This is a genomic window from Pseudomonas sp. BIGb0558, from assembly GCF_024807515.1.
GTDB classification, from domain to species: Bacteria; Pseudomonadota; Gammaproteobacteria; order Pseudomonadales; family Pseudomonadaceae; genus Aquipseudomonas; species Aquipseudomonas yamanorum_A.
In genome coordinates, this window is sequence record NZ_JANUEW010000032.1 from 42,639 (window position 1) to 68,773 (window position 26,135).

Below are 26,135 nucleotides of genomic sequence, written 5' to 3' on the forward strand. Positions count from 1 at the left end.
ATACGCACGCCTACGCGTGCGCCTGCCATTTGATAGTCATTAAAACCACGCCTCGCTTTAACCTGCCAGCACGTGAGTGGATACCACAGGGAGCAGAAGTATGCTTAACAACAGAAGAATGCATCGTAACCTTACACCCAAGGGCCTCACCTTTTGGGGGCAGTGGGCTATTGCCGTGAGTATGGTCGTTGTACTTTTGTTTTCACTGGCACTGTTCAAGACCGGACAACTGGAATCCCACTACCGGATATTGGCTGCCATTACAATACTGGCATCTATCCCGGCCTACATGTTATGTGATGTCTATAGCAAAAAAGATGACTTTTTTGTAGGACTGGGACGATTATTCACGGGCTGGTTATTGACCCTCAGCATATTGTCAGCTGTCGGCGTGGCCTGTAATGCCAGCTCGCTGTTTCCCCTGGAGATCCTCTTACTCTGGGCCGCTGTCAGCTATCCAGTACTAGCACTTTGCTACATTCCGATTCACAGTCTGTCCAGGTATTACCATCGACAACTTCACGAACGCCAGAAATCACTGATTATTGGTACCGGGAAACTTGCAACGGACTTGGCCAACACACTTTCCAGGCAAAAACGCTCGCCCTTGGTCGGCCTCGTAGGTCCAGACACAGCGTCGCCACAGAACAGCACTCAACCGCAGATTCTCGGCGACTTGCCCGACCTTCCCACGCTGATCAGGCAGCACGGTATTCGCCGGCTGTACATCACTCACTCGCTCCAGGAAGCGACTCATATCGAGGAGTTATACGTCAACCTGCTGGAGATCAGCGTGGACGTGATCTGGGTGCCCGACCTCAACAACATGCTCCTGCTCAATCACAGCGTGGCCGAAGTAGATGGCTTGCCCGCGATCTTCCTCAACGAGAGCCCGCTCACCAGTCGCCCGACGGCAGCACTCAGCAAGTCGCTGCTGGACAAGAGCCTGGCACTGTTGGCGATTGTGCTGCTCAGCCCATTGCTGCTGCTGTTCGCCTTGCTGATCAAGCTCACCTCCCCCGGCCCGGTGATTTTCAAGCAGGACCGGCACGGCTGGAATGGCGAAGTGATCAAGGTCTGGAAGTTCCGCTCGATGCGCGTGCATGACGACCGCGAGGTGCGCCAGGCCAGCCGCAACGACTCACGCATTACCCCGGTGGGGCGCTTTATCCGCCGCACCTCCATCGATGAGCTGCCGCAACTGTTCAACGTGCTGCAAGGGCATATGGCGCTGGTGGGCCCACGCCCCCATGCCGTGGCCCACAACGACTACTACTCGGGCAAGATTCGCGCGTACATGGCGCGGCATCGCATCAAGCCCGGCATCACCGGCCTGGCCCAGGTCAACGGCTGCCGTGGCGAAACCGAGACCCTGGAGAAGATGCAAAAGCGTGTCGATATCGACCTGAGCTATATCAACAACTGGTCGCTGTGGCTCGACATCAAGATCCTCTTCAAAACGCCGTTTACCCTACTCTCCAAAGACATCTACTGATCCCTCCCTACCCCGTACCGCCACACCGGCGGCGCGGGGCACCAGGCGCCCTGCGGGGCGTTTGTCGTTCCTCCCCGCCCAACCCCCGCCATGCGCAACGATACCGCCCACAGCAGCGCCTGGGCATCCAGGCCCACGCCATTCGCATAGAAATCACAGAGGGAAAGTCAGGGGAGTATTGCCCGCCGGCATTGCACCTGGCGTTGGGTGGCTGCAGGTCCTTGCGCTGCCCGGCGCATTCAGCACCGGGCAGCGGATAACCTTGGCGTCACTCAGTGATCTTGTCGAAGTTGTTGTAGAACAGTTCGCTGTCACGCCCGTCGGTCATGGTCTGCAGCGAGTAGGCACGGTTCAGGCGAGCCCCGCCGTCACGGGTCAAAGGTGCCCATACGACATTCGCCCGACGCATCGTCGAGGTGCTCATCAACTCGTCGAACGGCACCGAAATATAGATGCCCTTGTCGAAGCTGCCCTCGCCGTATTCTTCCTTCGAGGCGGTGGTCAGCGTCACCCAGCCACCAAATTTCACACCGTTCTTGAACTGCCGGGAGATGTCGACGGTGGTGCCCCAGTCCCGTGCCAGATAACGCCCCACGCTGACTGCCGCGAGGGTGTCAAAGGGCAGCTCGGTATAGCTGGTGACATGGCCGGTGATGGTCTGGTAATCCCGCAGGCCGAAGCCCTGGTTGAAATCGCGCTGGCGCACGAAGTTCAGGTCTGCGCCCACCGACCAGTGCTTGCCCGCAGGCCGGAACAACACTTCACCGCCCACCCCGGCGTACATCGACTCCAGGTAACCGCCGTAGACCATGCCATACAGGTCGCGGTCCAGGCGCTGCGCATGGTTGACCTGGAAGTTCGGCATCGTCACATCCGACGTCGTCATGTATTGGCGCAGGTCGGTACGCACCCGTGGCAACCCGCTTGGCGCGTCGTAGGTGAACTTGTCGTAGTTGTTCAGCAGGTTGGCACTGAGCAAGCCGCTCCACCAGGTGTTGCGGGTAAAACGGTACTCCGCGTCGGCGTCGGCGGTGAACTGGTAGAGCAACCCGTCGGGGCCGCCGATGTTCTGTTTGTAACCCAGGCCCAGGCCGTAGCTGAACGGCGCAGGCTTGGCGGTGTAGAGCGTGGTTTCCCGATGGGCGATCGCCGGATTGACCTCGGTGGCACGGTGCAGATCCGTCAGCGGTTGCTCGTTGTTCACTACCGCACGGAAGGTGTCACGGGGCACGCTGGTTTCTTCGATAGGCATGTCATAACGCTTGTTCACCAGGGTGAACCAGTCGACGTCCTGATTGGCGCTGTTGTCGAGAATGCGGCTGGCACGCCCCACGGCCTTGGCGGAATAGAAGTAGCGTTGCTGCTCGCCATACACCATCAATTCCGAGCCGCGCTGGGCAATGCGCTCCACCTTGTAGCCGGCATTCTGCTGCAGCCGGTCCGCGACATTGGCCCAGTTGACCTGGTCGGCCGGGGTGGTGGGCATGCGTGCCGGCAACGGTTCGGCGGGTGGGTCGTAGGTCTTGACCGGCGCCTTGCGGCTGACAAAGTTGGTGTGCAGGGTGATGCCGAACATCGCGGTGTTGCCGCGCTCCCAGGCCGCACTCAAATCGACGCTGTCGGCCAGCTTGTAGACCACGCCGATGTTGACCGGCGAGTCCTGCTTGATCGGGTTGTCCAACGGCTCGTGCTTGTAGTCATTGCCCTCGTATTCAAGCTTCAGGCTCAAAGGCTCCCAGGGCGTTTGATAGGCAATCCCGCCAAACAGCGAAGGACGTCCCCTGAAGTAGGCATTGGAGTTCACGTCCCCTGCCCTGGCGACCACCGCCGTGCTCTTGGGCCGGTCGTTGAACTTGCTGCCGAACACCGACAGCGGGTTGCTGAAATCCCCTCGGTTACCCAGGTAGCCCCAGGCCAGGCCGAGGCTGAAATCCAGGTTGCCATAGCGCTTGTTAGCGACGAAGTATTCGCTGGAAAACAGCCCGGTACCGCCGATGTCCCTGGCGCCGAACGCCACTTGGGGCGCCCAGTGGCTTTCTTCCCAGAGGCGGGCCTTGAAGTCGATGGCTTTGTCTTTGAAGCTCTGGCTTCCGCTCAACGCCTCGGCACCGTAACGGCGGTTGCTGATGGCGGTGTAGCGAAACGAACCCTCCAGCCAATCGAACGGCTGCAATGAAAAGCTGTAGCGTGAGTAGGGATCGGTGCGGTTGGCGTTGGCGCTCAACTCGCCCGCCGGGGCCATGCGTGCAGTGGGGGTTTGTAGCAGGCCCACGCCGCCAAAGTCGTTTTGGGTGTAACGGGGTTCACCGTGAACCAGTCCGCAGGGCAAGAGCAATACAGCAGCAAAACGTAAATTCAAGGGTTCACCTCAGCCAACGGTTGGGTGGCGAAAAACTCGGCCAGTTGTTGGTTGAGATCGGGGGTCGGCGTCTCAAGGTCATCGCTGCGGATCGGCACCAGAATCCGGCTACCGGGTGCAGCCACAATGCCGTCCTCCCGATTCCATGCCGCCACGCCCACGCGGCGCACCTGGCCGTCGGGCTGGATCAGCCACAGGTCATCACGCTCGGCGTCATCGAGGACGGTGCAGTCGCGGACATACTCCCGGACTTCGCGCATGGCCTGGTACGGTACATCACAGGGCTGCACGACCGCCCCGAGCACTTCCACGGTGGACGGTCTCGCGGGGTAAACCAGCTGGTCGCCATCATCCAGCAAGGCGTTGCGGGCAAACCCGGCCTCCACGGCGATCGGGTCCAGCACCGTCACCTGGCGACCGGTGACGGGCAACTGCTCCACCTGCTGATACAGGCGCGCACTCAAGTCCGCCCGCGAGTGCCGGTCATCCAGCAAGGCGCCCCGTTGCAGCAGTTTCAGGTCGAACAGCACACCCGCCTTCAACCGTGCCTGCTTGTCCATCAACGACTGGTGCAGCCAGGCGGCGCCCAACCAGTAACTTTCGGCGTTGGGTTGAGCCAGGCGAATAACGTCCAGCAAACGCGCCCCCGGCTTGACCTCGAAGGCGCCGGGGCTGCGCACATCACCACTGACCGTGACCGCCGCCTGGCCAACGCCTGGGCCAACCAACAACAGGCCAAGGCATAAAAGCTCGGAACACTTCACCGGGCAGCCTCCCTGTCGGGGCGCAACTGCACGATCTTCAGGGTCAACCGGGGCGTCAAATGCTGCTCGCTGCGCAGGATGAAACCATCCTGCGGGTCGACCCAATAATGGTTGGTAGCGTGGAAATTCAAGGTGGGAACATCCACCTGCTCGTCGATGCGCAGCAAGGCGTAATCCTTGTCCAGAATGCGAAGGGTCTCGATGTCGTGGGGGCTGAAACGGCTGTTGACGGCGACGCCGATCCGGTTGCCGTCATACAGGTCGATCCAGCGCGTGCTGGTATAGCCGTCGGGCAAATGTTGAAGGCCGCGCTTGAACGGCGACTCGCCACTGAAGCGGGTGCCGTCCAGGGAAAAACCCAACCCGACAGTACGTACCACCAGGCCGTCGCGCATCATCACCACCTGCTTGCCGGAGGCGACCCAGAACTCCAGGTCGCCACGGCGGCGGGCCATGGCCATCACCCCTTCGCTGACGGCCGTGGTGACCAGAATCTGCGGATACGGCACCGCATCGACCTGGGCCTGGGTGACATTAATCGGCTCAGGGCCGGTGACGGAGGTTTCGAGGGTGTACCAGGACGCCCTCATCAACGGGTTACACCCGCACAACAAGAGCGCCATCGACAGACCGGCGCAGGTAGGCAAAATTTTCACGACAGGATGGCGCCTTATCTGCTGTTGACTTCGCTGAGGTCATTGGCCGATCGGGCACCCAGCCCAATGGCAGTGGCGGTTGGCAGCAGTTGGCTGATCAGGCGGTTCCAGCGCGTCACGCCGGCCGGCCCGACGTACACGATGTCTTGGGGCTGCAAGTCGAATCGGGTGGCGAGCACCAGCGCCGAAGGTGACTGGGCATCGAGCTGGAACACCTTGGCCGGCTCGGCTTCCAGGTTGTCCACGCCGCGAATCACGTACACCGCATTGCCATTGGAGGTGGTCTGGTTCAAGCCCCCCGCCGTGCCCAGCGCATCGGTCAGGTTGATCGATTTGCCCTTGAAGCTCAGTGCCCGGGGCTGGTTGACTTCGCCCATGAGATAGACGCGTTTCTGGTCGTTATAGGGCAAGTACAACCGGTCGCCGCCCTTGAGGTAGATGCCCTGCAGTTGCGAGCCCTGGCGATTGAGGCTGTCCAGGTCCAACCGGTATTCACGGCCGTCCCGGGTGAGTGTCAGGCCCGACAGGTCGGCATTCGTCGGGTCGACACCGGCAGCACCGATAGCCTCCACGGCGCTCAAGGGCGTGGTGGTGATCGGCTGTTGGCCGGCCTTGATCACCGCACCGGTGACGACGACGGTCTGGCTGGCAAAACGCAACACGCTGACGTCGACCTGAGGGCTTTCAATAAACTGCGCCAGGCGCCCGGCGATAAAGGCGCGCAACTCCTCGATGGTTTTACCCGCCACCGGAACATTGCCGATATACGGATAAAACAGCGTGCCGTCCGGACGCACCAGGCGCCCGTTGGCGTCGAGCTGCTGTTGCGGCCCCGACGGCGCCGTCAACTCGGGATGGTCCCAGACCGTGATGAACAACAGGTCATTGGCGCCGACGCGATAACCGCCCGGCACATAAGACAACAACTCCGCGGGCACCGACTCACGAACGTGAGTGGCGGCATCCATGGCAATCAATTTGGGGGTGATGGGAATCAACTCCACCCGGGTACTTTCGGGAGAACCCTCACTGGACATTTGACGCGTGTCCATGTGTTGACCAGGCGAAAACATACAGCCGTGCAAGCTGATACTTGCCAGCAAAAGAACAGGTAACCTACGAATCATAATGGCACTACGCTAGTCGAGGGCGAGTCTAAAAAAGATCACCCAGAAACTTCCGGGTGATCTTTGAACAACACAAGTTGCGGGTGATTAGTTGGTACCGGTGGTACCACCTGTACCGGTTGTGCCGCCAGTGCCGGCAGTACCGCCATTGGAACTGCCGCCCGAGTTGGACGCAGCAGCGGCAGCGCCGACAACTGCGGTGCCGACCCCGACGGTTTCACCGAGCGTCACGCCGCCCACCAGCGGAGTGCTCAACGACAGTGACTCGCCGCCTGTGCTGGCCGCCTCGCTCACCGCTGCGCCGGCGACTTCACCCGCCGCCAGTGCCGCCGTACTTGTGAAAGCCAGCACGCCGGCCAACAGTAATGTCCTCATATCAGACTCCTTCTCGATATTTACCCCTTATACAACTTTGCAATAAGGGAGTAGTGATGGAACGGAGATAAAGAGGCCATGAAAACTGCACGACAATAGAGTGAATCGCGCAATTAGCCTCCTCGGAATCATCTCACTTGTGGATACTGCAAACCACCAATGTTAATAATCGTCAGTATCAGATGACTGGCCGTACGGATAACCCGCGACCAATACCGTAATACTCGAATCCATTGGCTTTCATGCGTTGCGGATCAAATATATTGCGGCCATCAAAGATCACCGGCGTACTCAGTTTTTCTTTGATGAAGTCCAGGTCCGGGGCCTTGAACTCGCGCCACTCCGTCACAATCACCAACGCATCGGCGCCCTGGAGCGCGGCTTCCTTGGTGCCCATCAGCAGCAGGTCTTCGTTCATGCCGTAGATGCGCTGGGTTTCGGCCATCGCTTCCGGGTCGAAGGCTTGAATCCGCGCGCCCACGCTGCGCAATTGTTCGATCAATACCCGGCTGGAGGCTTCGCGCATGTCATCGGTATTGGGTTTGAAGGCCAGGCCCCAGATCGCAAAGGTCTTGCCCTCCAGTTGCCCGCCGAAGTGATGGTGGATATGCCCGAACAGGTGCTGCTTCTGGCGCTTGTTGACTTCCTCGACGGCTGACAACAGCGAGGCGTGGTAGCCGATGGACGATGCGGTGCGCTCCAGGGCCTGCACGTCTTTCGGGAAACACGAGCCGCCGTAGCCGCAGCCGGGGTAGATAAAGTCGTAGCCGATCCGTGGATCAGAACCAATGCCTTTACGCACCGCTTCAATATCTGCGCCCAGTCGTTCGGCGAAGTTGGCCATTTCATTCATGAAGGAAATCTTGGTGGCCAGCAGGCAGTTGGCGGCGTACTTGGTCAGCTCGGCACTGCGGATGTCCATCGTGATGATTTTTTCGTGGTTGCGGTTGAACGGTTCATACAGCTCCCGCATGCGCTCCACGGCGTAGTTGCTGTCGCTGCCGATGATGATTCGGTCGGGGCGCGTGCAGTCCGCCACCGCCGAACCTTCCTTCAGGAACTCGGGGTTGGAGATGACGTGGAACTCCACCTCAAGCCCACGGGACTTCAGTACCTCATCAACTTTCGCGCGGACTTTATCGGCTGTCCCTACCGGCACGGTCGACTTGTTAACAATGATCTTCGGCTCGGTCATGTTCTGTGCGATGGTCGCCGCCACGGAGAGCACGTACTTGATGTCGGCGCTGCCGTCGTCATCCGGCGGCGTGCCCACGGCGATGAATTGCACCTCGCCATGGCGCACGCCCTGGGCGGCATCGGTGGTGAAATGCAGGCGGCCGGCGTCATGGTTCTTCTGCACGAGGGCACTCAAGCCCGGCTCGAAGATCGGAATAATCCCGCTCTTGAGGTTCTCGACCTTGGTGGCGTCGATGTCCACGCAACACACTTCATGCCCCGCGTCAGCCAGCACTGCCGCCTGCACCAGGCCCACATAGCCGATTCCAAATACAGTTACATTCATTTCAATATTCCTTTAAACAAGCTCGAGGCGGCCATAGCGGTCTTCAAAGCGGATGATGTCGTCTTCGCCGAGGTAGGAGCCCGATTGAACTTCAATCAGCTCCAGCGGGATGCGTCCCGGGTTTTCGAGGGAGTGCACAACGCCAATGGGGATGTAGGTGGACTGGTTCTCGGTGAGCAGCACCTGCTTGTCGCCGATCTGCACGTTCGCGGTGCCGGACACCACGATCCAGTGCTCGGCGCGATGGTGGTGAAGCTGCACGGAAAGCTTGTGCCCCGGCTTCACCGTGATGCGCTTCACCTGGTACCGGTAACCCTGGTCCACCGAGTCGTACTTGCCCCACGGCCGATAGACTTCGCGATGACTCGCGCTTTCGATCCGGTGGTTTTTAGTCAGCTCGGTGACGATTTTCTTCACGTCCTGGGCATGCTCCTTGGTGGTCACCAGGATCGCGTCGGCGGTCTCGACCACCACCACATCACTGATGCCCGCCACGGTGACCAACCGATGGCTGGCGTGCACATAACTGTTGGTGACGTCTTGCAGCAAGACGTCGCCCTGGGTGCAGTTCTGGTTGGCATCCTTGGCGCCCGCCTCCCACACCGAGTCCCAGGCCCCCAGGTCGCTCCACGGGGAGTTGAGGATGACCACCGAGGCGATAGCGGTTTTTTCCATCACCGCATAATCAATCGATACGTTGGGCGCGTTCACAAAATCCACCTGGCTGAGCCGGGTGAAATCCTGGTCATGGGCCGCGTTGGACAGGGACAGCTCGGCGGCCACCATGATCTCCGGGCTCAAGCGCTCCAACTCCGCTTTCATCACCGAGGCGCGGAACATGAACATGCCGCTGTTCCAGAAGTAGTTGCCCTGGGCCAGGTAGCCTTGGGCGGTCGCCAGGTCAGGCTTTTCGACAAAGGCCTCGACATGCGCCGCGCCGTCGACCGCCGCCGCTTGAGTGCGGATATAGCCGTAGCCGGTTTCCGGCTTGGTGGGCACCACCCCGAAGGTGACGATCTTGCCTTTGTTGACCTCCGCCTTGGCCGACGTCAGGGCTGCGTTGAAGGCGTCCGTATCGCCGATGACATGGTCTGCCGCCAGCACCAGCAGGATCGGATCATCCCCGTCCGCCAGTGCCGAGAGCGTCGCGGCCGCGATGGCCGGGGCGGTATTGCGGGCAGTGGGTTCCAGGAGGATTTTCTGCGGGATCAAATCCAGCGAACGACTTTGTTCGGCCACGATGAACCGATGTTCTTCGTTACACACAATGATCGCAGGGCTGACGCTCTCGCCCTCGATGGACAAGTTCTTGATTCGCTCCAACGTGGCCTGAAACAAACTCAAGTCACCGTGCAGGGCAATAAACTGCTTGGGTTTAAGTGCTCTGGAAAGCGGCCACAGGCGCGTGCCTGAGCCGCCAGACAATATAACTGGGATCATAGCGATTACTCGATGATTAAAGGCAATAAGAGCTTATTGACAAGCAATCAGGACTTAAGAGGTAAATGACTTTACATAACTGATCAAACGATTTCTCTCAGTAAAGTCCAACGAACTTTCTGCACTGCTGTAGTTGAGCGCCGAATCAATCGCCGAAAAGAACCCATCTTTGTCATGGGCGATAAATACAGACGGCAGGTCTGAAAAGTTCTCGGCGGTATCGAACTGGTGATTATTGATATGTTCACCCCGTCGGCTGTCGCGCGGAACGATAACGATGGGTTTGCCCAGTTCAAGGGAGCGAATGATATTGCCCATGCCCGCATGGGAAACGATCACCTTCGAGGCATTGAAGTTCTTGGAAAACAGCGGCTCGGCAATGGTCTTGTAGGCGGTAATACGGCCCAGGTCATTTTCGTTATTGCCCACCTGCGCCACAATCGGGACCTGGGGATTGGCATGGCTCCATTCATTCAGGTAGCCGAGCATTCTTTCAAACGGTGCTTGAGTGCCAACGCTGCAAAATATCATTTATACGATCCTCCCTTTGTATTGGGCCCGACTGTTTTGTGACAGCGAGGGCCACTGGGTGAGCAACTCGTCGACAAAGTAAACCGCGATTCTTCCAGACAAAGAGAGTTGCTTGGGGTTGGCGATGCTGTCGATCCACAGGGTCTTTTTGCCCATGAGTTTCCCCGCGATCAAACCCAGCAAACCCGGAGCGGCGCCCGTGGAGATCACGTATTTGGCTTTGCTGCGGTAGACGATCGCAAAGATCTGGCAAAAGCCCTTGATGATCTTCAAGGGTTCACTGCGGTTAAAGTCCGGAACTTGCGCAAACTTATGCAATGGGTACTGCGAGCCAATACTGACATCGACGGTGGCAATCGTAACTTTTTGACCCTCGAAGGCAGGCAGCAACTTGCTCATTTGCACCCAGTGTCCACCTCCAGAACAAATCAATAAAACATCACTTGATTGACTCATGACGGTTCCCTTCCTGTCAGAATTAATAGACATCATTAAATAGCAGCGGCAGTTCTTAACAATTGCGCCTGCCCTTCCCAGCGGGTAATTCGCTTGGCTTTGAGCAAGGCTGACTTTTCTTTATAAGTGTCTTGATTGGCGATGAGCTGTGAAACACCGGCCTTGATGGACAGCGGGTCCAGCGTCTCCACAAACACCGCCGCCTCGGAAAACAACGAGCGCAGCACCGTGGTGTTCGAAAGGGCCATGGGCCGCCCGGCGCTGACCGCTTCGTTGGCCACGCTCAACTGCACGTTGTCGCGGGTGGTGAGGCCGAGCACCACATTCGCGTTGCACAGCAACTGCTCGAAAGTCGCTTTGCTGAGGAAGCCGGTCAGCTTGATGTTCCCGGGTAGCGAGGCCACGAGTTCCTCGGAAAGCTTACCCTGATGCTTGCCGGTGATCAGGAAGTCGACCGCCGGCATTTCCCGGGCGGCGTTGATCACGATCTCGATCGGTTCATCGATATCAAAGGAGCAAGGGAACAGCACATACGGCCTCTCGCGCTCACTGGCGGGGGCCGCCGGAAAGTCGCACGGCAGGTCTTCCAGGATAAAGATGTTCGCGTCCTTGACCCCCAGGCCCGTCAACTCTTCCTTGACCTTGAAGTTATGTACGACCACCGCATCAATCCGGTTCAGCAGCGACACGGTTCCCGGAAAACCGATCCATTGTTTACGCAACAGGCTGTTGTGGGCGTCGGCAATAATCTTCAGGCGCCGGTTGAATACACACTTGTAGGCCAGTGCTATATGCAAGACCGGGCTCGGCGGCAGTTGCACCCAGAGCACTTCAGGCGAGCCGACCAACAGCGTCTTGAGGGTTTTGAACGACTTGATCAAATAGTCCAGCGGCCGGGCCGCTTTCTTCTTGAACCGGTTGGGCAGATGCAGAATGTCATACGCCCAATATTGCTTCATGGTATCGGCGCGTCGTTGATAGCCGATCCATGCAATCATTAATGATTTCACTTAAGAATCCTGCATAAATAAGGGTGGGCACACGGGGTGCTTTACAAGGCAAACCAGACAGGAAAGTCGGCGCGGTACAGAATGTTTTTATTTCGCGAGCGAATAGGTTTGGCCGGGTTGCCGCCCACGATCGAATAGGCTTCAACGTTGCGCGTCACCACGCTGCCCGGATAAACCACCGCGCCTTCGCCGATGGTGACGCCGGGCATCACCATCACATTGGGGAAGATCCAGGCGTTGTCTTCAATCACCACCGGCTTGCCCACCAGGCAACTCATCGGGTCATCAATATCGTGACCCAGGGTATAAATCCGGGTGTTATGGGAAATATTGACGTTGTCGCCGATGCGGATGCCGGCGCGGTTATCCAGGTAGCAGTCGTAATTGATCGTGCAGTTTTTGCCGATCGAGCAGTTGCCGAACGAGAACAGCACCACCTTGCGGTGAACCGTGGTATTGGCGCCCACCCGGCACCCGGTTGCCCGCAGCAGAAAACGCCGCAGGTTGAAAAACAGCGCCAGGCTGAGCAGCGTGTTGAACAGGGCCAAGGCGGCCTTCTTGATATTCAGTTTCAGGTTCTTCATCTAGTCGCCCTGCCCTGATGTATCCGTCACGCGCTGGGAACTCATCACAAAATTGCGGAAGCGGATATTGGTACTCACCGGTGTGGCGAACGAGGGGTTATTGCCGCCGAAGAACGTCGAAAACAGCAGGCCATCAATGGTGATGTCCGGGGTGTCCCTGAACGTCAGCCCGGTTTCGGTGTGCACCAGTTTTTTGTCGTACCAGATGGAAATCACCCCATCGGCCCTACCCGGCGTATTCAACTTCACGAGTTGTTCCAGGGTGTGCCATTGCCCGACGGTAAAGATCCACGTACCCAGGCCTACGGCGGTGCCCCAGGTTTTGCTGGTGGGCAGGTAGGCATAAATGGCCCCGGCACCCTTTTCTTTCCAGATGTAGCGCGTGGAAAAACCGTCATGGCCGTTGGGTATTTTCCCGCCCGTATTGCCGGTGCCCCCGTAGAGGCCCGGCAGCTTCCCGCCTTTTACGAAGTTGAAATTCTTGTCGAACTTCAACTCGTAGGTCAGCACCAGGCATTCCCGGCCCGGCGGCGGGAGCGGCGACTTGAATTCAATGCCCCCATAGGGCAAACCCAGGCGCACCATCGAGCCCGGGTCGTAGGAACCGGCCGGAAAGTGCACGGCGATGTCCTTGATCTTCTGGCTGTAGGCCTTGTTCGTCAGATTGGCGCTGCCCTTTATGCTGCGCTGCGCCTGGGGCCCGTCGATCATCTGCGAAACATCCGGCAGTGACGGGTAGATGTTCTTGATGGGTTGCTCGCAACGGTCGTTTAGCTCCGATGCGCCGCTGGCAGCCATCTGCAGCGCGCACGCCAAAGTGAGTAGCGTCGAGGTTGTCTTGTTCACGTCGGTTGCCCCTCAACTCTATTTTTCATCGACCCAGTTCAAAAAGTCGTCCACCGCTTTTTGTGCAAGGGCAGAACGCTGGGCGATCTCCTGCTTGAGGTGCTCGGCCATTTGCACTTTGGATTGCCTGAACTCAGCGATGGTCGAGAGGATCACCTCAGGGTCCGGGGTGCTGACGAGCCTGGTGCCGCGGGGCAGCATTTCATGGACTTTTTTCAGCTTGTTTTCGATCTCGACCGCGATGGTCGGAAAGCCCAGGGAAGCCGGCAGCAATACGCCGTGTGCACGGGCGCTGATGATCACGTCGGACTCGATGATCAGTTTCGCCATGAAGGTTTCAGGGGTTTCGCCGGCAGCGTCCCAGCACAGCCATTCGAACTGGTCGTACTTGTCGATCAGGTGCTGGTCACGCTCTTTGTAGAGCGAGACCAGGCGCACCTGCTCGCCGCGCCTGGCCAGTTGATCAGCGGCCTGCACCATCGCCTTGATGAACTGCTGCCCGTTCGCGTCATGGGGCCAGTCCCGCAGGATAAAGGACAGGTACTTGCCCTTCTTGAGGCTGCCGATTTCCAGGTCCTTGCTGGAGATCCACAAGTCGGAAAGCAGGCTGGGGTCGGTGTACACCTCGACGTCGGACTTGCCGAAGGTGTTGCAATGCTGCTGGCTGGTGCCGTCCCGCACAGAGATGTAGTCGCAGCGATTGATCACGCTGACGGCGCGGTCGAGCAACTTGCCACCGCCATCAAACGGGCCCAGGCCGATACAGAACGCCGCCAGACGCTGGTGAAAATAGATCCGGTCGACGCCGCCGCGCAGGCCGACATACAAACGCAGAAGCGTGGACTTCAGGTCGGTTTGCGCCTTGAGGCTCTTGTGCAGCTTCGCCACGATGCCCTGACGGGCGGTGGCGGCTTTGGCCGGCGGGATGAACGAGAAGAACTGGCCCCCGCCACCCAGCACCACCAGGTCGGCCTTGACCGGCTCCTTGATGTGCAGCCACTTGATACGCGGGTTGAAGTTGCGGGCGATCTCCGGATGATCGACACCCACGGCGATATCCGATTCCTTAAAGCGTTTTTTCAGAATATTGATCACGCATAGCATTAATACGTCATCACCCAAATTACCAGGACCGTATGCCCCCCGGATATATACTTTGCTGACATTCATGCTGGGCTTCCATTTTCCACGGGGTCGTTAAACACGGTATTCAAGGCAAACGTTGTTGCGAGAATGTAGATAAATATCAACGCCAGTATCATCAAGCGATAGACCATACTTTCGACGTAGGCACTTGAGATAAAACTGACAAAAGGCAATGTCCACAAGATCAATATCCTGGGAGAAACCAGCAACTCCAGCGGGAGTATTTTCTTGTAGACGAAATACGGCAGGCCGAGCAGGAAGTGGATGAACTGGGAGCCGATAAATGCCTTGGCAATCCCGACGGCGCCCTCCTCCCGGAGCCAGAGCGCCCCGGCGATGAATAACAGGCCCCACAGCACGTTACTCATGACACTGAACCAGGCCAGGTTCATCACGATCATCTTTCTTGAAATGCCGGACTTGAACGCACTGAGCAGCGAGCCAAGAATCACCAGGGTCAACGTCACTTCAAAATCCCGCCCCAGGAAACTACTGCCGTAGAGCTTGGCCAATAACTCGGGAAACATGATCACCGGCTGGATAATGACCAACACCACTAACCAGCCCGAGAGAAAGTTCAAGGCGTCCAACTTGCGATTCTTGCCGCCCAGCGCGGCCGCCAACATCGGTACCAATACCGAGCCCAATACCACGGAAACATGGGAGAAGATCGCGTTCCATTGCATGGCGGCGGCGTACATACCGAGCGCAGCCAGGCCGTTGCTGGTTTCCGCCAACAGCTTGTTCGCGAACCAGTTCATCGGGGCCACCATCAAGCCCGTCAACAACACCGGCAGGCCCACCGACAGCACCGCGTGTTTTTCAGTGATCGCGCCCTTGAAACTCAGCGTGGTGCCCCTGGCCTTGAGTACTTTCCAGCACGCCAACGCGCTGAAAAATACGATCAGCATTTGAGAACCGGCCAACCCCAACAGCGCGCCGCTCAAGCGGAACTGCACGGTCAGGAAATACGTGGCCGGGATCGCGACAATCGCGATGATTCCATTGATCGTCGCAATCGTGCGGTACTGCCCCCAGCCCGTCAGGCAGCCTTGGGTCCAACCCGACAAAATAATCAGGGTGATGGTGCACAACACGATCAGCGACGCGGCGTTCAGGCTGTCGGTGCCCAGGATGACGCTGGAGAAGAAATCCGGGAAAAACAGCGCTGTCCCGATGATCAGCGCACTGAACAACACCGAAAAAACCAGCGTCAGGGCGATGCCCTTGCCGGTTTTCTCGGGGCTCAGGTCCTTGAACTGCCCGATATGTTTGGCCGTCGCCGTGGTGGTGGCCTGGGCGGCGACGTTGGCAAGCATCACGATCGCGCTCTGGATCAGACCGTACTCGCCAAACGATTGCGCGCCCAATACACGCGCAACCAATATCCCGGTAATCACCACCGACACTTTCGTGGCGACGGCGGAGATGAAGCTCCAGGCCGTACTGGACACGAATTTTTTCAACAGTGTGCTGTTCATCCGGCATTCACCTGCAAGGGCGTGGTTATCAGCGGCTGACGCGGGCTGAGGATTTTTTTGCGTTGCCTGGCGGCGTGTTCGGCACACACCCGCAGGACGATGGCGCCATACGCGATGCCGATGGCGTAGGGCTGATACGGCGTGGCCGAAACGATGAACATCACGCCCAGGAAGATCCCGATTGAGACGGCCACCCGGCTGTTCATGTGCTGGGTGATCGAGGTGACAAATACGTACAACAAGTACAACCCGATCAGCCCGTACTTAACAAAATAAGTCAGGTAGGCACTGTCGATATTCGAGTTCTTGTCATCCAGGCCACGGTATTCAAACCACGGGATCTCGAACGGCGTCCCGGCTCCCAACCCCACAAAGTAGTGCATGGGGTTCATGCCCCGGATCAACTCCAGCGCAGGGCTGAAGCGCGTAGCCAGCTGCGCGGCCATGCCTTCAGACGACAAACCGTCATTGATGCGGTCGGCCCCGATCATAGTGCTGATGCCGATAAACGCCATCAGCACCACCGCGCCCGCCAGGGCGACACCGATCATGCGCGCCGGCTTTTGGTATTGGTGAATGATGATCGCCGCAAACACCGACACAAAAATGAACCGCGAGTTGGCGATAAACAAACAGATGAGCGAGGTCGCCAGGCAGATGCGTGCGAGCTTTTTGCGCTGCTCGAACAGCCGTGGGTCGATGAAGTAATAGATCAGGTAGGCAACCGCTGCGTAGGTACCCCCATCCAGGTAGCGATAGGCGTTTTCTTCGTAGTACACGTCCTGGAATTTGTACAACCCCAGCCGCAGCCAGGCGATGTCCAGCACGTTGAAAGCGGTCATCGCAATCAACAGCTTCAGCACCGTTTGCAGCTTCAGGGTTTTCGCGGCGAGGGTCGCGATATTCGTCAGCACGATAAACGACAGGATCATGATGAAAGGCCGAACGTCCTTCAGCAGGTACTTGTTCGAAGACTCCAGCAGACCGCAGGCGAGCAGCACCACATACAGGCCACAGCCGAAGAGAAGCGCGCCCGGCGCGGTCAGCTGGCTCTTCTGCGTGAGCACCTGCCTGATCAGCAACGCTCCCAGCCCGCCGACGATGTAAAAGTCGAAGAAGTAGATCCCCTTGAGGGAGATTATTTCGCTGTAGGAGTTGCCCGTGGGAATCACCGACAGCATCACCCCGAACAGCACAATGGAGTACTTCGGGCTTTTTGCCGCGAGCAAACCCGCAGACAGCGCGACAAGGGATAACAGGTAAAACATGGCTGGCTATTCTTCAGGCTGATTTGAATTTGGCACGCTACCGCCCCAGGATTTTTCGTTCATTTCCTGAAAACGGGGCTTCTATCCTGCTGATACTGCGTAGGACGATGGTGCGTAACGAGGTGAATCAGCTTCGATCAGCCTGGTACTCGTACTGGTAATACCCGTAGTTGCCGTAGCCATATTTGGCGGAGGCTTTCTTTTCCACGCCGTTGAAGATCGCGCCCCGCAGCACAATGCCGTTCTGGGCAAACCGGCGGATGGTGTGTTCGATTTCCTTGGCCGGGTTCAGGCCGTAGCGGGTGACGATCAGGTTGGTGCCCGACTGCCTGCCCACAATCGCCGCGTCGGTCACGGCCAGCAGCGGTGGCGTATCCAGGATGACCAGGTCATAGCGCTCGCTGACCTGCGACAACAGCTCGGTCAGGTTGCGGTGCATCAGCAATTCAGACGGGTTGGGCGGTATCTGCCCGCGACTGATGAGGTCGAGGTTTTCAATCCCGGTTTTGTGAATCGCGGTTTCAAGCGTGCATTGGTTGGAGAGGACGTCGGAAAGCCCACCCTTGGCGGACACACCCAACACCTTGTGCAGGTAGCCGCGGCGCATATCCACGTCAATCAACAACACGCGCTGCCCGGTTTGCGCGATCACTGCGGCCAGGTTGACCGAGACGAAGGTTTTACCCACCTCGGGGCTGGGGCCGGAGATCATGATCCGGTTATTCGGCGCCTCGAGCATCGCGAAGTGCAGGCTGGTACGCAAACTGCGCAAGGCCTCCACCGCGAGGTCAGTGGGGTGACTGATGGCGAGCAATGAAGACCCGGCATCGGTACGCCCACGGGCGCGGGTGATCTTGTCTTCTTCAACCTTTTGCAGAGAGCTGTAGGGAATCGACGCGTACACCGGCAAGCCCAGTTGCTCGATGGCTTCGGGGCTTTCCAGGCCGCGGTTCAGCGCCTTGCGCAGCAGCACCAGCGCCACCGCCAGGAAGCCACCCAGCAGGGTCGCGATCAGCACGATGAGGATCTTTTTCGGCTTGATCGGCTTGAGGTAATTGACGTCGGCGGTGTCGATCAGGCGTACGTTGCCCACGGTGCCGGCGCGCATCACGTCGAGCTCCTGGGACTTGTTCAGCAGTTGGGTATAAATCGCCGTACCCACCTCCACATCCCGGGTCAGGCTCAGCAGTTCCTGCTGGGTGGAAGGCAGGCTTTCGACCCGGCTTGCGAGGCTTTGCTGCTTGCTGGTCAACTCACCGATCTGGGTCAGCAACGCGCGATACGCCGGGTGCTGGCGGGTGAACTTGCGGTCCATCTCGGCCTGCTGCAACTTCAGCTCGGAGATGCTGGTGTCGAGCCCCACGATCTGGTCGAGAATCGCCTTGGTCTCAAGGGTGATGTCCACCGACTTGCTGCGGGTCTGGTATTCATTCAAGGCCTTGCCGGCTTTCTCCAGGTCCTTCTTGACCTCTGGCAGTTGCTCCTTGAGAAACGCCAGGCTTTGCGCCGCCTCAGCCGAGGTGCGCTCCACGTTTTGCCGCACGTAGATGGCCGCGATCTGATTGAGGATCTTGATCGCCTGGTCCGGGTCGGTGCTTTCCAGCGCCAGCCCGATCATGCCCGACTCCTTGCCCCGCTCAACCACGTCCAGGTTCTCCTGGTAGTCGAGGATGCTGCTCAGGCGGGGATTACGGATAACCCGGAAACGCGTGCCGGGTTTGGCGCGCAGTTCTTCGATCTGGAAGGCGACGCCGTTTTGCTCGATCAGTTGCCCGGCCTGGCCTGCAGCCAGGACCTGGTCGTCCTCATCCACCAGCGTGAATTGAGCGTTTTCACCCACGGTCAGGGTCAGCTTCTTGCCCAGTTGCCCGTCGGGCAAATCCAGCTTGAAGATCTTCAGCGACTCGCCGCCCCAGGCAAAGCTGTCCAGCCCCAGCAAGGGCTCGGCGATCACACCGGGGTTGGTCTTCTGAAAGCGGCGCGCCAGGAACTCGCCCACCACCGGGAAATACATCGGCTGTACGACGATATCGAGTTTCAGGTTATCGACGGTTTTGCCAATCACGTAGCGCGACTGGATCAGCTCGATCTCGGTGGCCGAGGGTGACTCTTTGCCCAGCATGCCGCCGATATCGGAGAAGCCCAGCAAGTCGTTCTTTTTCGCTTCGACCTGCAACAGGGCATTCGCCTGATAGACCGGGGTCGCCAGCACCGCATACGCGGCGCCGGTCACCATAAACGCGCCGGTAACCGCGGCGATCAACCATTTATGGTCGATCAGTGTTCCAAACAGACCGAGGAGATCGATCTCCTCGTTTTCGTCTTCCCGTGCGGTGACTGCTGGCGCTTGCTGCATAAGTCGGATTCTTAGCCTTTATATCGATTCAAAAAGTAGTGGCGATCAACGTGCTAGCCGCTGTGCCCATGCGTTTACGGCTTCTTCGATCAACGCATAAGCGTGCACAAATGCGGCCTTCCCTTGACGGTAGGGGTCGCTGATCTCTCGCTCGTTTTGCCATTTCCCCAGCAGCAAGACCTTGCCTCGTGCCTCGGGAGCCATGCCGAGCACCGCACTGATGTGCTGGCGCTCCATCACCAGGATCAGGTCGGCTTCGCTGATCGCCTGGGGCGCCAGCTGCACGGCCTGGTGCTCATCGGCGGGATGGCCATGAGCTTGGAGTACCGCACGTGCGGTGGTTTCAATCGGCTTGCCGACCAATGCGGCAATGCCTGCAGAACTGACCTTGATGTCGGAGCGCGCGAGTGCGCCACGTAAAAGACTTTCCGCGGTGGGACTACGGCAAATATTGCCAATACAGACGATCAACACTCTTTTAAACAAGGCGATATTCCCCGGGGCATCCATTACCCATGAAACAACTAGTAACTTCACGGCAGTATTTATTAACACGGAACTTTAATTTCCCCCAAAATTATCTCCGGACGAAAAATAACAACACCCACGCACAACCAGACAATTTATAACATTCGTGACTTTGCAGCATTTATCGGCTTTAAATTACCCAACTACGCACTATCGTTTTATATAGACAGAGGGACGCCCCATGAGCGCAAATGCCAACAAGGCCTGGTACCTGGTCCAGTGCAAATCCCGGCAGGATGAGCGCGCCGAGGAGCATCTGCAGCGCCAGGGCTATACCTGCTTTCGGTCGACCTATAAACGCGAACGGCTGTTGAAGGGCCAGCGCAGGACCACCCGCGAATCACTGTTTCCCGGCTACCTGTTTATTCAGATGAGCCTGCAGGACAGCTGGAGCTCCCTGCGCTCGACCCGCGGTGTGTCGCGGGTTGTGGGCTTTGGCGCACACCCGCTGCCCATCAGCGATGCCCTGGTGGACGAACTCCAGGAACGCGACCACCAGGCCGTGGTGGCCGCCCTGTTGAAGCCGGGGGAAAGCGTGCGCATCCATGAAGGCCCGTTTGCCGAGCTGGAGGCGGTCTTCCTGGCAATGGACGGCGAGGAGCGTGTGGTGTTGCTGATGAACTTCCTGCAACGGGAACAGCGCATCAGCCTGCCGTTGACGGACGTCAGTCGAGTTCAGGCAACTTATTGATATAAGCAATCCCAGACTAAAAATAACAATCAACTTGTTAACAGACTAAAAATAACATCGCCTTACTTTTTCGCCTCTTCAGAATAGAGTAATACCTGAATAAACAGCGAGGAACAGCCATGAAAAGTTCAAAGCTATTGGTAGAGCGTATCGGCCTGTTTCCTTCTTCGGGAAACATTCACGTCAAGGTAAATAGTTCAACCACCGTTGTAGAACGCATGCAGGTGTTGTACGCCGGCAACTCGCTGGACAGCGACGAATCCTGCTCGGGGCTTTCAATGGTCTTTGCCGACTGGCGCTTCAAGTTGCAGGTCAGCAATCCCCTGTCCGTTTGCCTGTGCGTGGAAAGCCGCGGCGACAGCCACCTGATGCAAACCAAGACAGCCGAATTGCTGGCCAATATTTCCTGCACCGAGGAGCGGCCATGAGCATCTATGGGGATTTGAAACGCGCCTATGCCCTGAAAGGGCTAACCACCGCGTTTGAAGGGTTCGCGGGCCTGGCGCCCAACGAGCACCTGCCGGCGGAGCAATATGCGCGCAACACCCAGGTCATGTCCCGCTGGCTGGATCATTTGCGAGGCAACTCGCCGCTGGACATTACCGACACGCTGTTCAAGCAAATGAGGCGCGCCCAGCGCCGTGGCGATGCCCGGCGCTTCAATTCCCAGACGGTGCTGCTGGGGCTGCTGGTGGAAAGCAACATGGCCGTGGACCTGGCCACTTACTCGGCGTTCAACAGGGTGGGAGCGGCCCGCCAGGAAGGCTCCTGATGGGCCTCGTCGGCCCCTGAAACGGCGACGGCCACATGATTGAGCAGCTTCTCGGCGTTGTACTTGGGCGCCATGGCACTTAACAACAGAATCACCATTCCCCCACCGATCAAGGATGGGGAAACCCTCACCTCCACCACCTCAAGGCGCCATAGAAACGCCAGCGCCGCCATCCCGCCCAGGAAGCCACCGGCCAGCGCCTCGTTGAGCGGATGAATATAGGGTGCCACGCAATAAGCACTGAACCAGCCGGCAATCAACATCCCGGCGATAGCCGCCGGCCAGCGCCAATCGGGATTGATCCGCCGCGCCACCAGGCTCATCGCCACCGGGACCATCAGCGAGGTATTCATCGCGTGACCGCTGAGCACGGCAATATCCAGCTGTTGCAGCGCCACGCCCCAGCCCTTGAACAGCAATTTGCTGAACGCCACGATGGAATAGGTGCAGGCGATTGTCATCAGCCACCACTTGACCGCCTGGGGCCGGGAATACCAGAGCCAGACGGCGATCACCACGGCGGCCGGAATCATGACGGTGATACCGCCATACTGCGCAAGTTCTTCCCGTATCACGTGCTGTTCCCTACTTGCGAGTTTTCCCGGGCCCATGAGACCTCAGACCCGGGCAAAACACAACGACTTCAGGGCGCGGCAGCCAACGATTGCGGCGAAAAAACCTCGGTATCGGTCAATGCCTGCACCTCTACCCGGTGCGGGAAAATCTTCTTTTCCACAAACAAATCATCCACCTGCTGCAACGCCTGCACGTCCCGTTCCTCGACCGGCAACAGCGACTCATCACCCCATTTGCGCAGCAACTGTGAAACCTCCAGCGGGATATCGTTGACCTTGGCAAACACCCGCGCGTATTCCTCGGGGTTCTGCTGCGCCCACTCGAAGGCCTTGGCGAAACGCTGCAAGACGTCACCCAACGCCTTGCGCTTGAGCGGGTCGGTGAGCACTTCGTCGGAGGCGGTGATAAAGGTCAGGCCGGTGTTGATGCCCTCCCCGCTGATCAGCACGCGCGCGCCCTTCTGCTCGGCGAATGCCTGGTACACCCCGAAGGTGGCCCAGGCTTCGATCTTGCCGGCGTTGAACGCGGGCAATGCATCGGTGGGCAGCACGAAGCCGACGTTGACGTCCTTCTCATCCACGCCGGCATTCTCCAGGGCGCGGATCAACAGGTACTGGGAGATGCTGCCACGGGCGGACGAGACCACCACATTGCGGCCTTTCAGGTCTGCCACGCTGTGGATCGGTGAATCGGGCGGCACCAGGATCGCAATACTGCGTGCCTGGCTTCGGCGCACGGCGACGATACGCAATGGCGTGCCTCCCGTGGCCGCCGCCAGCACCGGCGTATCCCCCGCCGGGCCGAGGTCCACGGCACCGGCGCGCAAGGCTTCGAACAGCGGCGCGGCGCCCTGGAAGTTGGCCCATTGCACCTTGTAATCGATGCCGTCCAGGGCGTGAGAGGCCTCCACCACCGTGCGCAAACCCTTGGCCTGGTCACCGAGGATCAAGGTCACGCCGGACAAATCCGAAGAAGACTTCGGGACTTCGGCGGCCTTTTCGCAGCCGCCCATCAATAACGCCGCTGCCAACAGCAGAACCGCCCTGAGCTCAACCATGGGCAAACCGCCGTACGCTGGCGTTTGCGGGCTGTGCCGCCGGGGCGTCCACTTCCACCCCGAGCAGGCTGAGCAAGCGCGCACGAATCGCCTGGAACCCGTCCTGGCCAGTATCCCGTGCACGCGGCAGATCGATGCTCAGTTGTTCGGCAATCTTGCCATCCGCCAGCACGATCACGCGGTCGGCCAGCAGGATCGCCTCGTCGACATCATGGGTCACCAGCAACACGGCCGGCGTGTGCTTGCGCCAGAGCTCGATGATCAGGCGATGCATCTTGATGCGGGTCAGCGCATCCAGGGCGGCGAAGGGTTCATCCAGCAACAGCAGCTTGGGCTCGCGCACCAGGCCGCGGGCCAATGCCACGCGCTGCGCTTCGCCGCCGGACAGGGTGGCGGGATAAGCCTCCAGCCGATGGGCCAGCCCGACTTCGGTCAACGCCTGCACGGCACGGGCCTTGGCGTCGGGCACCCGCAGGCCGAGGATCACGTTTTTCCAGGCGCGCTTCCAGGGCATCAGGCGCGGCTCCTGGAACACCGCCGCTCGAGCCTTGGGCACGCGCAGCTGGCCGCTGTCGATACTGTCCAGGCCCGCGAGGCTGCGCAGCAAGGTGGTCTTGCCGGAACCGCTGGCGCCCAGCAATGCGACAAACTCCCCGGGAGCGATGTCCAGGTCCAGGCCATCGATGACCCGTTGCTGGCCGAACTGGCGCACCACATTACGCAACTGCACCGGTGCTACTGAAGCTTCGAGAATCGACATGTCAGTTCCTCACAAACGATGGGCGCCAGGCCAGGGCAAAACGTTCCAGGGTGCGGATCAGGCCATCGATCAGCAGGCCCAGCACGCTGTAGATCAGCAGGCAGATCACGATCACGTCGGTGCGCATGAAGTCCCGTGCATCACTGGCCAGGTAGCCGATGCCGGCGGTGGTGTTGATCTGCTCGACGAACACCAGGGCCAGCCACGAAATGCCCAGGGAATAACGCAAGCCGACAAAAAACGACGGCAGCGAGCCCGGCAGAATCACATGCCAGATCAGCTCGCGACGGTTGAGGCCCAGGGTGTTGGCGGCCTCGATCAATTTGGGATCGATGTTGCGGATGCCGGCGAACAGGTTGAGGTACACCGGAAAGGTGGTGCCGGTGACGATCAGCGCGATCTTGGTGAACTCACCGATGCCGAACCAGAGGATGAACAACGGCACCAGCGCCAGGGACGGAATGGTGCGCAGCATCTGCATCGGCGAGTCGAGGATCACCTCGCCGCGCTTGGACAGGCCGGTGATCAACGCGGCCACCACCCCGATACTCACGCCGATGCTCAACCCCAGCAGCGCCCGTTGCAGGGACACCAGCAAGTGCTTGCCCAGCTCGCCGGAGACGATCATTGCCCACAAGGTGCCGCCAATCTGCGACGGCGCGGCAATGATCCGGGCCGGGATAAAACCCAGCTCGGAGGCCAGCTCCCACAGCAGCAACAACACAATCGGGCTGACCAGCCGCAGCAACACCTCGGGGGTGCGCCAGTTGCGCAGCCAGCGCGGAATCAAGCGGGATGCAACCCCGGCTTGACCCTCGGCCTTGTCGACGGAAAACGAACTGGCGTTAAGGGACTTTTCAGTCATCGGGCTTCCTTCCTCATCAAGAGCACGGCCAGGAGCGCCGCTGCGGTTTCATGCTATTCGCATAAAAAACCTCAGTGAAATTCTATTTGGGAATAACCTAATGCGATTAAAATGCGCATTACTGATAACTACATAAAAATATGATTCTGTATTTTTATAATTAGGATAGAACCAATCGGCATTTTACAGGCCCGGTTGCGGCCCCTATTTTCGATAGCAGCTTTATTCCTGCCCTCAACAAGGACTGACCATGAGCATCGAATTTATCGGCTATATCGGCGGCCACCACGCCTCCGAGATCCACCCTCGCAGCGGCCCGACCTTGCAGCCCGACTACGTGGAAACCGTGGCCCGCGCCCATGAAGAAGCCGGCTTCGACCGTGCGCTGGTGGCCTTCCACTCCAACAGCCCGGACAGCACCTTGATCGCCGCCCATGCGGCCAGCGTGACCCGTACGTTGAAGTTCCTGATTGCCCATCGACCAGGTTTTGCCCAACCCACCCTCGCCGCCCGGCAGTTCGCTACGCTGGATGTGTTCAACGGCGGGCGCACCGCCGTGCACATCATCACCGGCGGTGACGACCGTGAACTGCGGGCCGATGGCAGCCATATCGACAAGGACGAGCGTTATGCGCGCACCGACGAATATTTGAGTGTGGTGCGGCAGGAGTGGACCAGTGAAAAGCCCTTTGATCATCACGGCACTTACTATCAGTACGAGGGTGCGTTTTCCACGGTGAAGTCGCCGCAGCAGCCGCATATTCCGTTGTATTTTGGCGGGTCTTCGGCGGCGGCCATTGCGGTGGCGGGCAAGCATGCGGATGTGTATGCACTGTGGGGTGAGACCTACGAGCAGGTGAAGGAAGTGGTTACCCAGGTGCGCGCTGAAGCGGCCAGGCATGGGCGTACGGTTCGCTTCAGTTTGTCGTTGCGGCCGATTCTGGCAGAGACCGAGGCGCTGGCGTGGGAGCGTGCGGACAGCATCCTGGAGCAGGCGACGGCGTTGGCTGAGCAGAATGGGTTTGTGAGGCGTGAACCGCCGAATGAGGGGTCGCGTCGGTTGTTGGCGGCGGCGGCCCAGGGGTCACGGCTGGATAAGCGGTTGTGGACGGGGATTGCGGGGTTGCTGGGGGCTCAGGGGAATTCGACGTCGCTGGTGGGTACGGCTGATCAGGTGGCCGAGGCGTTGCTGGATTATTACGACTTGGGCATCACGACGTTTTTGATTCGCGGGTTTGATCCGCTTAATGATGCGGTTGATTACGGCAAGCGTCTGATTCCGCTGACTCGGCAGTTGGTGGCTGAGCGGGAGCGTCAGGCGGCTGAAAAAGTGGCCTAGATTTGGGGGTTGGGCCGGGTACATATCCGTTATTTAGGTAACGGCGGCTTATGGTTTCGCTCTTACAGCGAGTCACTTTGCAAAAGCGGCAAAGTAACCAAAACGCTCTGCCCCGCCTGTCGGCACCTCGC

General features: G+C 59.0%; 26 protein-coding genes. 5 read left to right on the forward strand and 21 right to left on the reverse strand.

Annotation, left to right across the window (positions count from 1 at the left end; all coding sequences use genetic code 11):
- Nucleotides 1–100: 100 nt before the first annotated feature.
- Nucleotides 101–1,495 (forward strand): undecaprenyl-phosphate glucose phosphotransferase, encoded by a 1,395-nt coding sequence (locus tag M2400_RS26515; protein WP_259198131.1) that lies wholly within the window; start codon nt 101–103, stop codon nt 1,493–1,495.
- 268 nt (nt 1,496–1,763) lie between these two features.
- On the opposite strand, the gene M2400_RS26520 is transcribed toward M2400_RS26515, so the two are convergent.
- The 17 genes from M2400_RS26520 to M2400_RS26600 form a co-directional block, all read right to left on the reverse strand.
- A complete protein-coding gene (locus M2400_RS26520) occupies nt 1,764–3,854 on the reverse strand; it encodes a YjbH domain-containing protein (RefSeq protein ID WP_177076615.1) in 2,091 nt (696 codons plus the stop codon).
- On the reverse strand, nt 3,851–4,618 hold the full coding sequence (locus M2400_RS26525) for a capsule biosynthesis GfcC family protein (RefSeq protein WP_259198134.1): 768 nt from the start codon (nt 4,616–4,618) through the stop codon (nt 3,851–3,853). The genes M2400_RS26520 and M2400_RS26525 overlap by 4 nt, the downstream gene beginning before the upstream one ends.
- Nucleotides 4,615–5,274: a YjbF family lipoprotein gene (locus tag M2400_RS26530; protein WP_294737876.1), complete on the reverse strand. Its 660-nt coding sequence runs from the start codon at nt 5,272–5,274 to the stop codon at nt 4,615–4,617. Before M2400_RS26530 ends, M2400_RS26525 begins: the two co-directional genes overlap by 4 nt.
- 14 nt (nt 5,275–5,288) lie before the next feature.
- Nucleotides 5,289–6,401 carry a polysaccharide export protein gene (locus M2400_RS26535; RefSeq protein ID WP_177047557.1) on the reverse strand — a complete coding sequence of 371 codons (1,113 nt, stop codon included), beginning with the start codon at nt 6,399–6,401 and terminating at the stop codon, nt 5,289–5,291.
- Nucleotides 6,402–6,488: 87 nt separating this feature from the next.
- Nucleotides 6,489–6,776, reverse strand: a complete 288-nt coding sequence (locus M2400_RS26540; protein WP_259198139.1) for a hypothetical protein — start codon at nt 6,774–6,776, stop codon at nt 6,489–6,491.
- Nucleotides 6,777–6,954: 178 nt separating this feature from the next.
- Nucleotides 6,955–8,298 carry a UDP-glucose/GDP-mannose dehydrogenase family protein gene (locus M2400_RS26545; RefSeq protein ID WP_177047553.1) on the reverse strand — a complete coding sequence of 448 codons (1,344 nt, stop codon included), beginning with the start codon at nt 8,296–8,298 and terminating at the stop codon, nt 6,955–6,957.
- A 12-nt stretch (nt 8,299–8,310) separates the two neighbouring features.
- Nucleotides 8,311–9,738 (reverse strand): mannose-1-phosphate guanylyltransferase/mannose-6-phosphate isomerase, encoded by a 1,428-nt coding sequence (locus tag M2400_RS26550; RefSeq protein WP_177076624.1) that lies wholly within the window; start codon nt 9,736–9,738, stop codon nt 8,311–8,313.
- A gap of 54 nt (nt 9,739–9,792) precedes the next feature.
- Nucleotides 9,793–10,269, reverse strand: a complete 477-nt coding sequence (locus M2400_RS26555; protein ID WP_177047549.1) for a glycosyltransferase — start codon at nt 10,267–10,269, stop codon at nt 9,793–9,795.
- On the reverse strand, nt 10,270–10,725 hold the full coding sequence (locus tag M2400_RS26560) for a UDP-N-acetylglucosamine transferase subunit ALG14 (protein ID WP_256390358.1): 456 nt from the start codon (nt 10,723–10,725) through the stop codon (nt 10,270–10,272).
- 35 nt (nt 10,726–10,760) lie between these two features.
- Entirely contained in the window at nt 10,761–11,723 is a 963-nt protein-coding gene (locus M2400_RS26565) for a glycosyltransferase family 1 protein (protein WP_177076671.1), read from the reverse strand.
- A 53-nt stretch (nt 11,724–11,776) separates the two neighbouring features.
- Nucleotides 11,777–12,319 carry a DapH/DapD/GlmU-related protein gene (locus tag M2400_RS26570; RefSeq protein WP_177047547.1) on the reverse strand — a complete coding sequence of 181 codons (543 nt, stop codon included), beginning with the start codon at nt 12,317–12,319 and terminating at the stop codon, nt 11,777–11,779.
- Nucleotides 12,320–13,165 carry a polysaccharide lyase gene (locus M2400_RS26575; RefSeq protein WP_259198145.1) on the reverse strand — a complete coding sequence of 282 codons (846 nt, stop codon included), beginning with the start codon at nt 13,163–13,165 and terminating at the stop codon, nt 12,320–12,322. It lies immediately after the preceding gene.
- Between the two features lie 18 nt (nt 13,166–13,183).
- Nucleotides 13,184–14,335 carry a polysaccharide pyruvyl transferase family protein gene (locus M2400_RS26580; protein ID WP_177047545.1) on the reverse strand — a complete coding sequence of 384 codons (1,152 nt, stop codon included), beginning with the start codon at nt 14,333–14,335 and terminating at the stop codon, nt 13,184–13,186.
- Nucleotides 14,332–15,792: an oligosaccharide flippase family protein gene (locus M2400_RS26585; protein ID WP_259198149.1), complete on the reverse strand. Its 1,461-nt coding sequence runs from the start codon at nt 15,790–15,792 to the stop codon at nt 14,332–14,334. The genes M2400_RS26580 and M2400_RS26585 overlap by 4 nt, the downstream gene beginning before the upstream one ends.
- Nucleotides 15,789–17,060, reverse strand: a complete 1,272-nt coding sequence (locus tag M2400_RS26590; RefSeq protein WP_177047535.1) for a DUF6369 family protein — start codon at nt 17,058–17,060, stop codon at nt 15,789–15,791. The genes M2400_RS26585 and M2400_RS26590 overlap by 4 nt, the downstream gene beginning before the upstream one ends.
- A gap of 127 nt (nt 17,061–17,187) precedes the next feature.
- The gene (locus tag M2400_RS26595; protein ID WP_177076630.1) at nt 17,188–19,416 is read right to left on the reverse strand and encodes a polysaccharide biosynthesis tyrosine autokinase; all 2,229 of its coding nucleotides are present in this window, start codon (nt 19,414–19,416) and stop codon (nt 17,188–17,190) included.
- A gap of 45 nt (nt 19,417–19,461) precedes the next feature.
- Complete coding sequence (locus M2400_RS26600) at nt 19,462–19,902, reverse strand: low molecular weight protein-tyrosine-phosphatase (RefSeq protein ID WP_177047664.1); 441 nt, start codon at nt 19,900–19,902, stop codon at nt 19,462–19,464.
- Between the two features lie 223 nt (nt 19,903–20,125).
- Here M2400_RS26600 and rfaH point away from each other — a divergent pair, with 223 nt between their 5' ends.
- From rfaH to M2400_RS26615, 3 genes are all read left to right on the forward strand, one after another.
- Entirely contained in the window at nt 20,126–20,635 is a 510-nt protein-coding gene (gene rfaH, locus M2400_RS26605; RefSeq protein ID WP_177047531.1) for a transcription/translation regulatory transformer protein RfaH, read from the forward strand.
- 119 nt (nt 20,636–20,754) lie between these two features.
- Nucleotides 20,755–21,063 carry a phosphomannomutase gene (locus tag M2400_RS26610; protein ID WP_256348189.1) on the forward strand — a complete coding sequence of 103 codons (309 nt, stop codon included), beginning with the start codon at nt 20,755–20,757 and terminating at the stop codon, nt 21,061–21,063.
- The gene (locus tag M2400_RS26615; protein ID WP_177047529.1) at nt 21,060–21,407 is read left to right on the forward strand and encodes a hypothetical protein; all 348 of its coding nucleotides are present in this window, start codon (nt 21,060–21,062) and stop codon (nt 21,405–21,407) included. Before M2400_RS26610 ends, M2400_RS26615 begins: the two co-directional genes overlap by 4 nt.
- Here M2400_RS26615 and M2400_RS26620 read toward each other — a convergent pair.
- The 4 genes from M2400_RS26620 to M2400_RS26635 form a co-directional block, all read right to left on the reverse strand.
- Entirely contained in the window at nt 21,359–21,982 is a 624-nt protein-coding gene (locus M2400_RS26620) for a hypothetical protein (protein ID WP_259198158.1), read from the reverse strand. The two genes, M2400_RS26615 and M2400_RS26620, sit on opposite strands and share 49 nt — an antisense overlap.
- A 68-nt stretch (nt 21,983–22,050) precedes the next feature.
- The gene (locus tag M2400_RS26625; protein WP_259198159.1) at nt 22,051–23,040 is read right to left on the reverse strand and encodes an ABC transporter substrate-binding protein; all 990 of its coding nucleotides are present in this window, start codon (nt 23,038–23,040) and stop codon (nt 22,051–22,053) included.
- On the reverse strand, nt 23,033–23,800 hold the full coding sequence (locus tag M2400_RS26630; RefSeq protein WP_177047522.1) for an ABC transporter ATP-binding protein: 768 nt from the start codon (nt 23,798–23,800) through the stop codon (nt 23,033–23,035). The genes M2400_RS26625 and M2400_RS26630 overlap by 8 nt, the downstream gene beginning before the upstream one ends.
- Before the next feature lies 1 nt (nt 23,801).
- Complete coding sequence (locus tag M2400_RS26635) at nt 23,802–24,665, reverse strand: ABC transporter permease (RefSeq protein WP_088426415.1); 864 nt, start codon at nt 24,663–24,665, stop codon at nt 23,802–23,804.
- A 250-nt stretch (nt 24,666–24,915) separates the two neighbouring features.
- Here M2400_RS26635 and M2400_RS26640 point away from each other — a divergent pair, with 250 nt between their 5' ends.
- Entirely contained in the window at nt 24,916–26,004 is a 1,089-nt protein-coding gene (locus M2400_RS26640; protein ID WP_177121457.1) for an LLM class flavin-dependent oxidoreductase, read from the forward strand.
- Nucleotides 26,005–26,135: the final 131 nt, after the last annotated feature.

What these genes read in the sequence shown, in the direction of transcription:
- M2400_RS26515 (WP_259198131.1), top strand. Translation starts at nt 101, where the DNA reads ATGCTTAACAACAGAAGAATGCATCGTAACCTTACACCCAAGGGCCTC.
- M2400_RS26535 (WP_177047557.1), bottom strand. Translation starts at nt 6,401, where the DNA reads ATGATTCGTAGGTTACCTGTTCTTTTGCTGGCAAGTATCAGCTTGCAC.
- M2400_RS26540 (WP_259198139.1), bottom strand. Translation starts at nt 6,776, where the DNA reads ATGAGGACATTACTGTTGGCCGGCGTGCTGGCTTTCACAAGTACGGCG.
- M2400_RS26545 (WP_177047553.1), bottom strand. Translation starts at nt 8,298, where the DNA reads ATGAATGTAACTGTATTTGGAATCGGCTATGTGGGCCTGGTGCAGGCG.
- M2400_RS26550 (WP_177076624.1), bottom strand. Translation starts at nt 9,738, where the DNA reads ATGATCCCAGTTATATTGTCTGGCGGCTCAGGCACGCGCCTGTGGCCG.
- M2400_RS26555 (WP_177047549.1), bottom strand. Translation starts at nt 10,269, where the DNA reads ATGATATTTTGCAGCGTTGGCACTCAAGCACCGTTTGAAAGAATGCTC.
- M2400_RS26560 (WP_256390358.1), bottom strand. Translation starts at nt 10,725, where the DNA reads ATGAGTCAATCAAGTGATGTTTTATTGATTTGTTCTGGAGGTGGACAC.
- M2400_RS26565 (WP_177076671.1), bottom strand. Translation starts at nt 11,723, where the DNA reads ATGATTGCATGGATCGGCTATCAACGACGCGCCGATACCATGAAGCAA.
- M2400_RS26570 (WP_177047547.1), bottom strand. Translation starts at nt 12,319, where the DNA reads ATGAAGAACCTGAAACTGAATATCAAGAAGGCCGCCTTGGCCCTGTTC.
- M2400_RS26580 (WP_177047545.1), bottom strand. Translation starts at nt 14,335, where the DNA reads ATGAATGTCAGCAAAGTATATATCCGGGGGGCATACGGTCCTGGTAAT.
- M2400_RS26585 (WP_259198149.1), bottom strand. Translation starts at nt 15,792, where the DNA reads ATGAACAGCACACTGTTGAAAAAATTCGTGTCCAGTACGGCCTGGAGC.
- M2400_RS26590 (WP_177047535.1), bottom strand. Translation starts at nt 17,060, where the DNA reads ATGTTTTACCTGTTATCCCTTGTCGCGCTGTCTGCGGGTTTGCTCGCG.
- M2400_RS26595 (WP_177076630.1), bottom strand. Translation starts at nt 19,416, where the DNA reads ATGCAGCAAGCGCCAGCAGTCACCGCACGGGAAGACGAAAACGAGGAG.
- rfaH (WP_177047531.1), top strand. Translation starts at nt 20,126, where the DNA reads ATGAGCGCAAATGCCAACAAGGCCTGGTACCTGGTCCAGTGCAAATCC.
- M2400_RS26610 (WP_256348189.1), top strand. Translation starts at nt 20,755, where the DNA reads ATGAAAAGTTCAAAGCTATTGGTAGAGCGTATCGGCCTGTTTCCTTCT.
- M2400_RS26615 (WP_177047529.1), top strand. Translation starts at nt 21,060, where the DNA reads ATGAGCATCTATGGGGATTTGAAACGCGCCTATGCCCTGAAAGGGCTA.
- M2400_RS26625 (WP_259198159.1), bottom strand. Translation starts at nt 23,040, where the DNA reads ATGGTTGAGCTCAGGGCGGTTCTGCTGTTGGCAGCGGCGTTATTGATG.
- M2400_RS26630 (WP_177047522.1), bottom strand. Translation starts at nt 23,800, where the DNA reads ATGTCGATTCTCGAAGCTTCAGTAGCACCGGTGCAGTTGCGTAATGTG.
- M2400_RS26635 (WP_088426415.1), bottom strand. Translation starts at nt 24,665, where the DNA reads ATGACTGAAAAGTCCCTTAACGCCAGTTCGTTTTCCGTCGACAAGGCC.
- M2400_RS26640 (WP_177121457.1), top strand. Translation starts at nt 24,916, where the DNA reads ATGAGCATCGAATTTATCGGCTATATCGGCGGCCACCACGCCTCCGAG.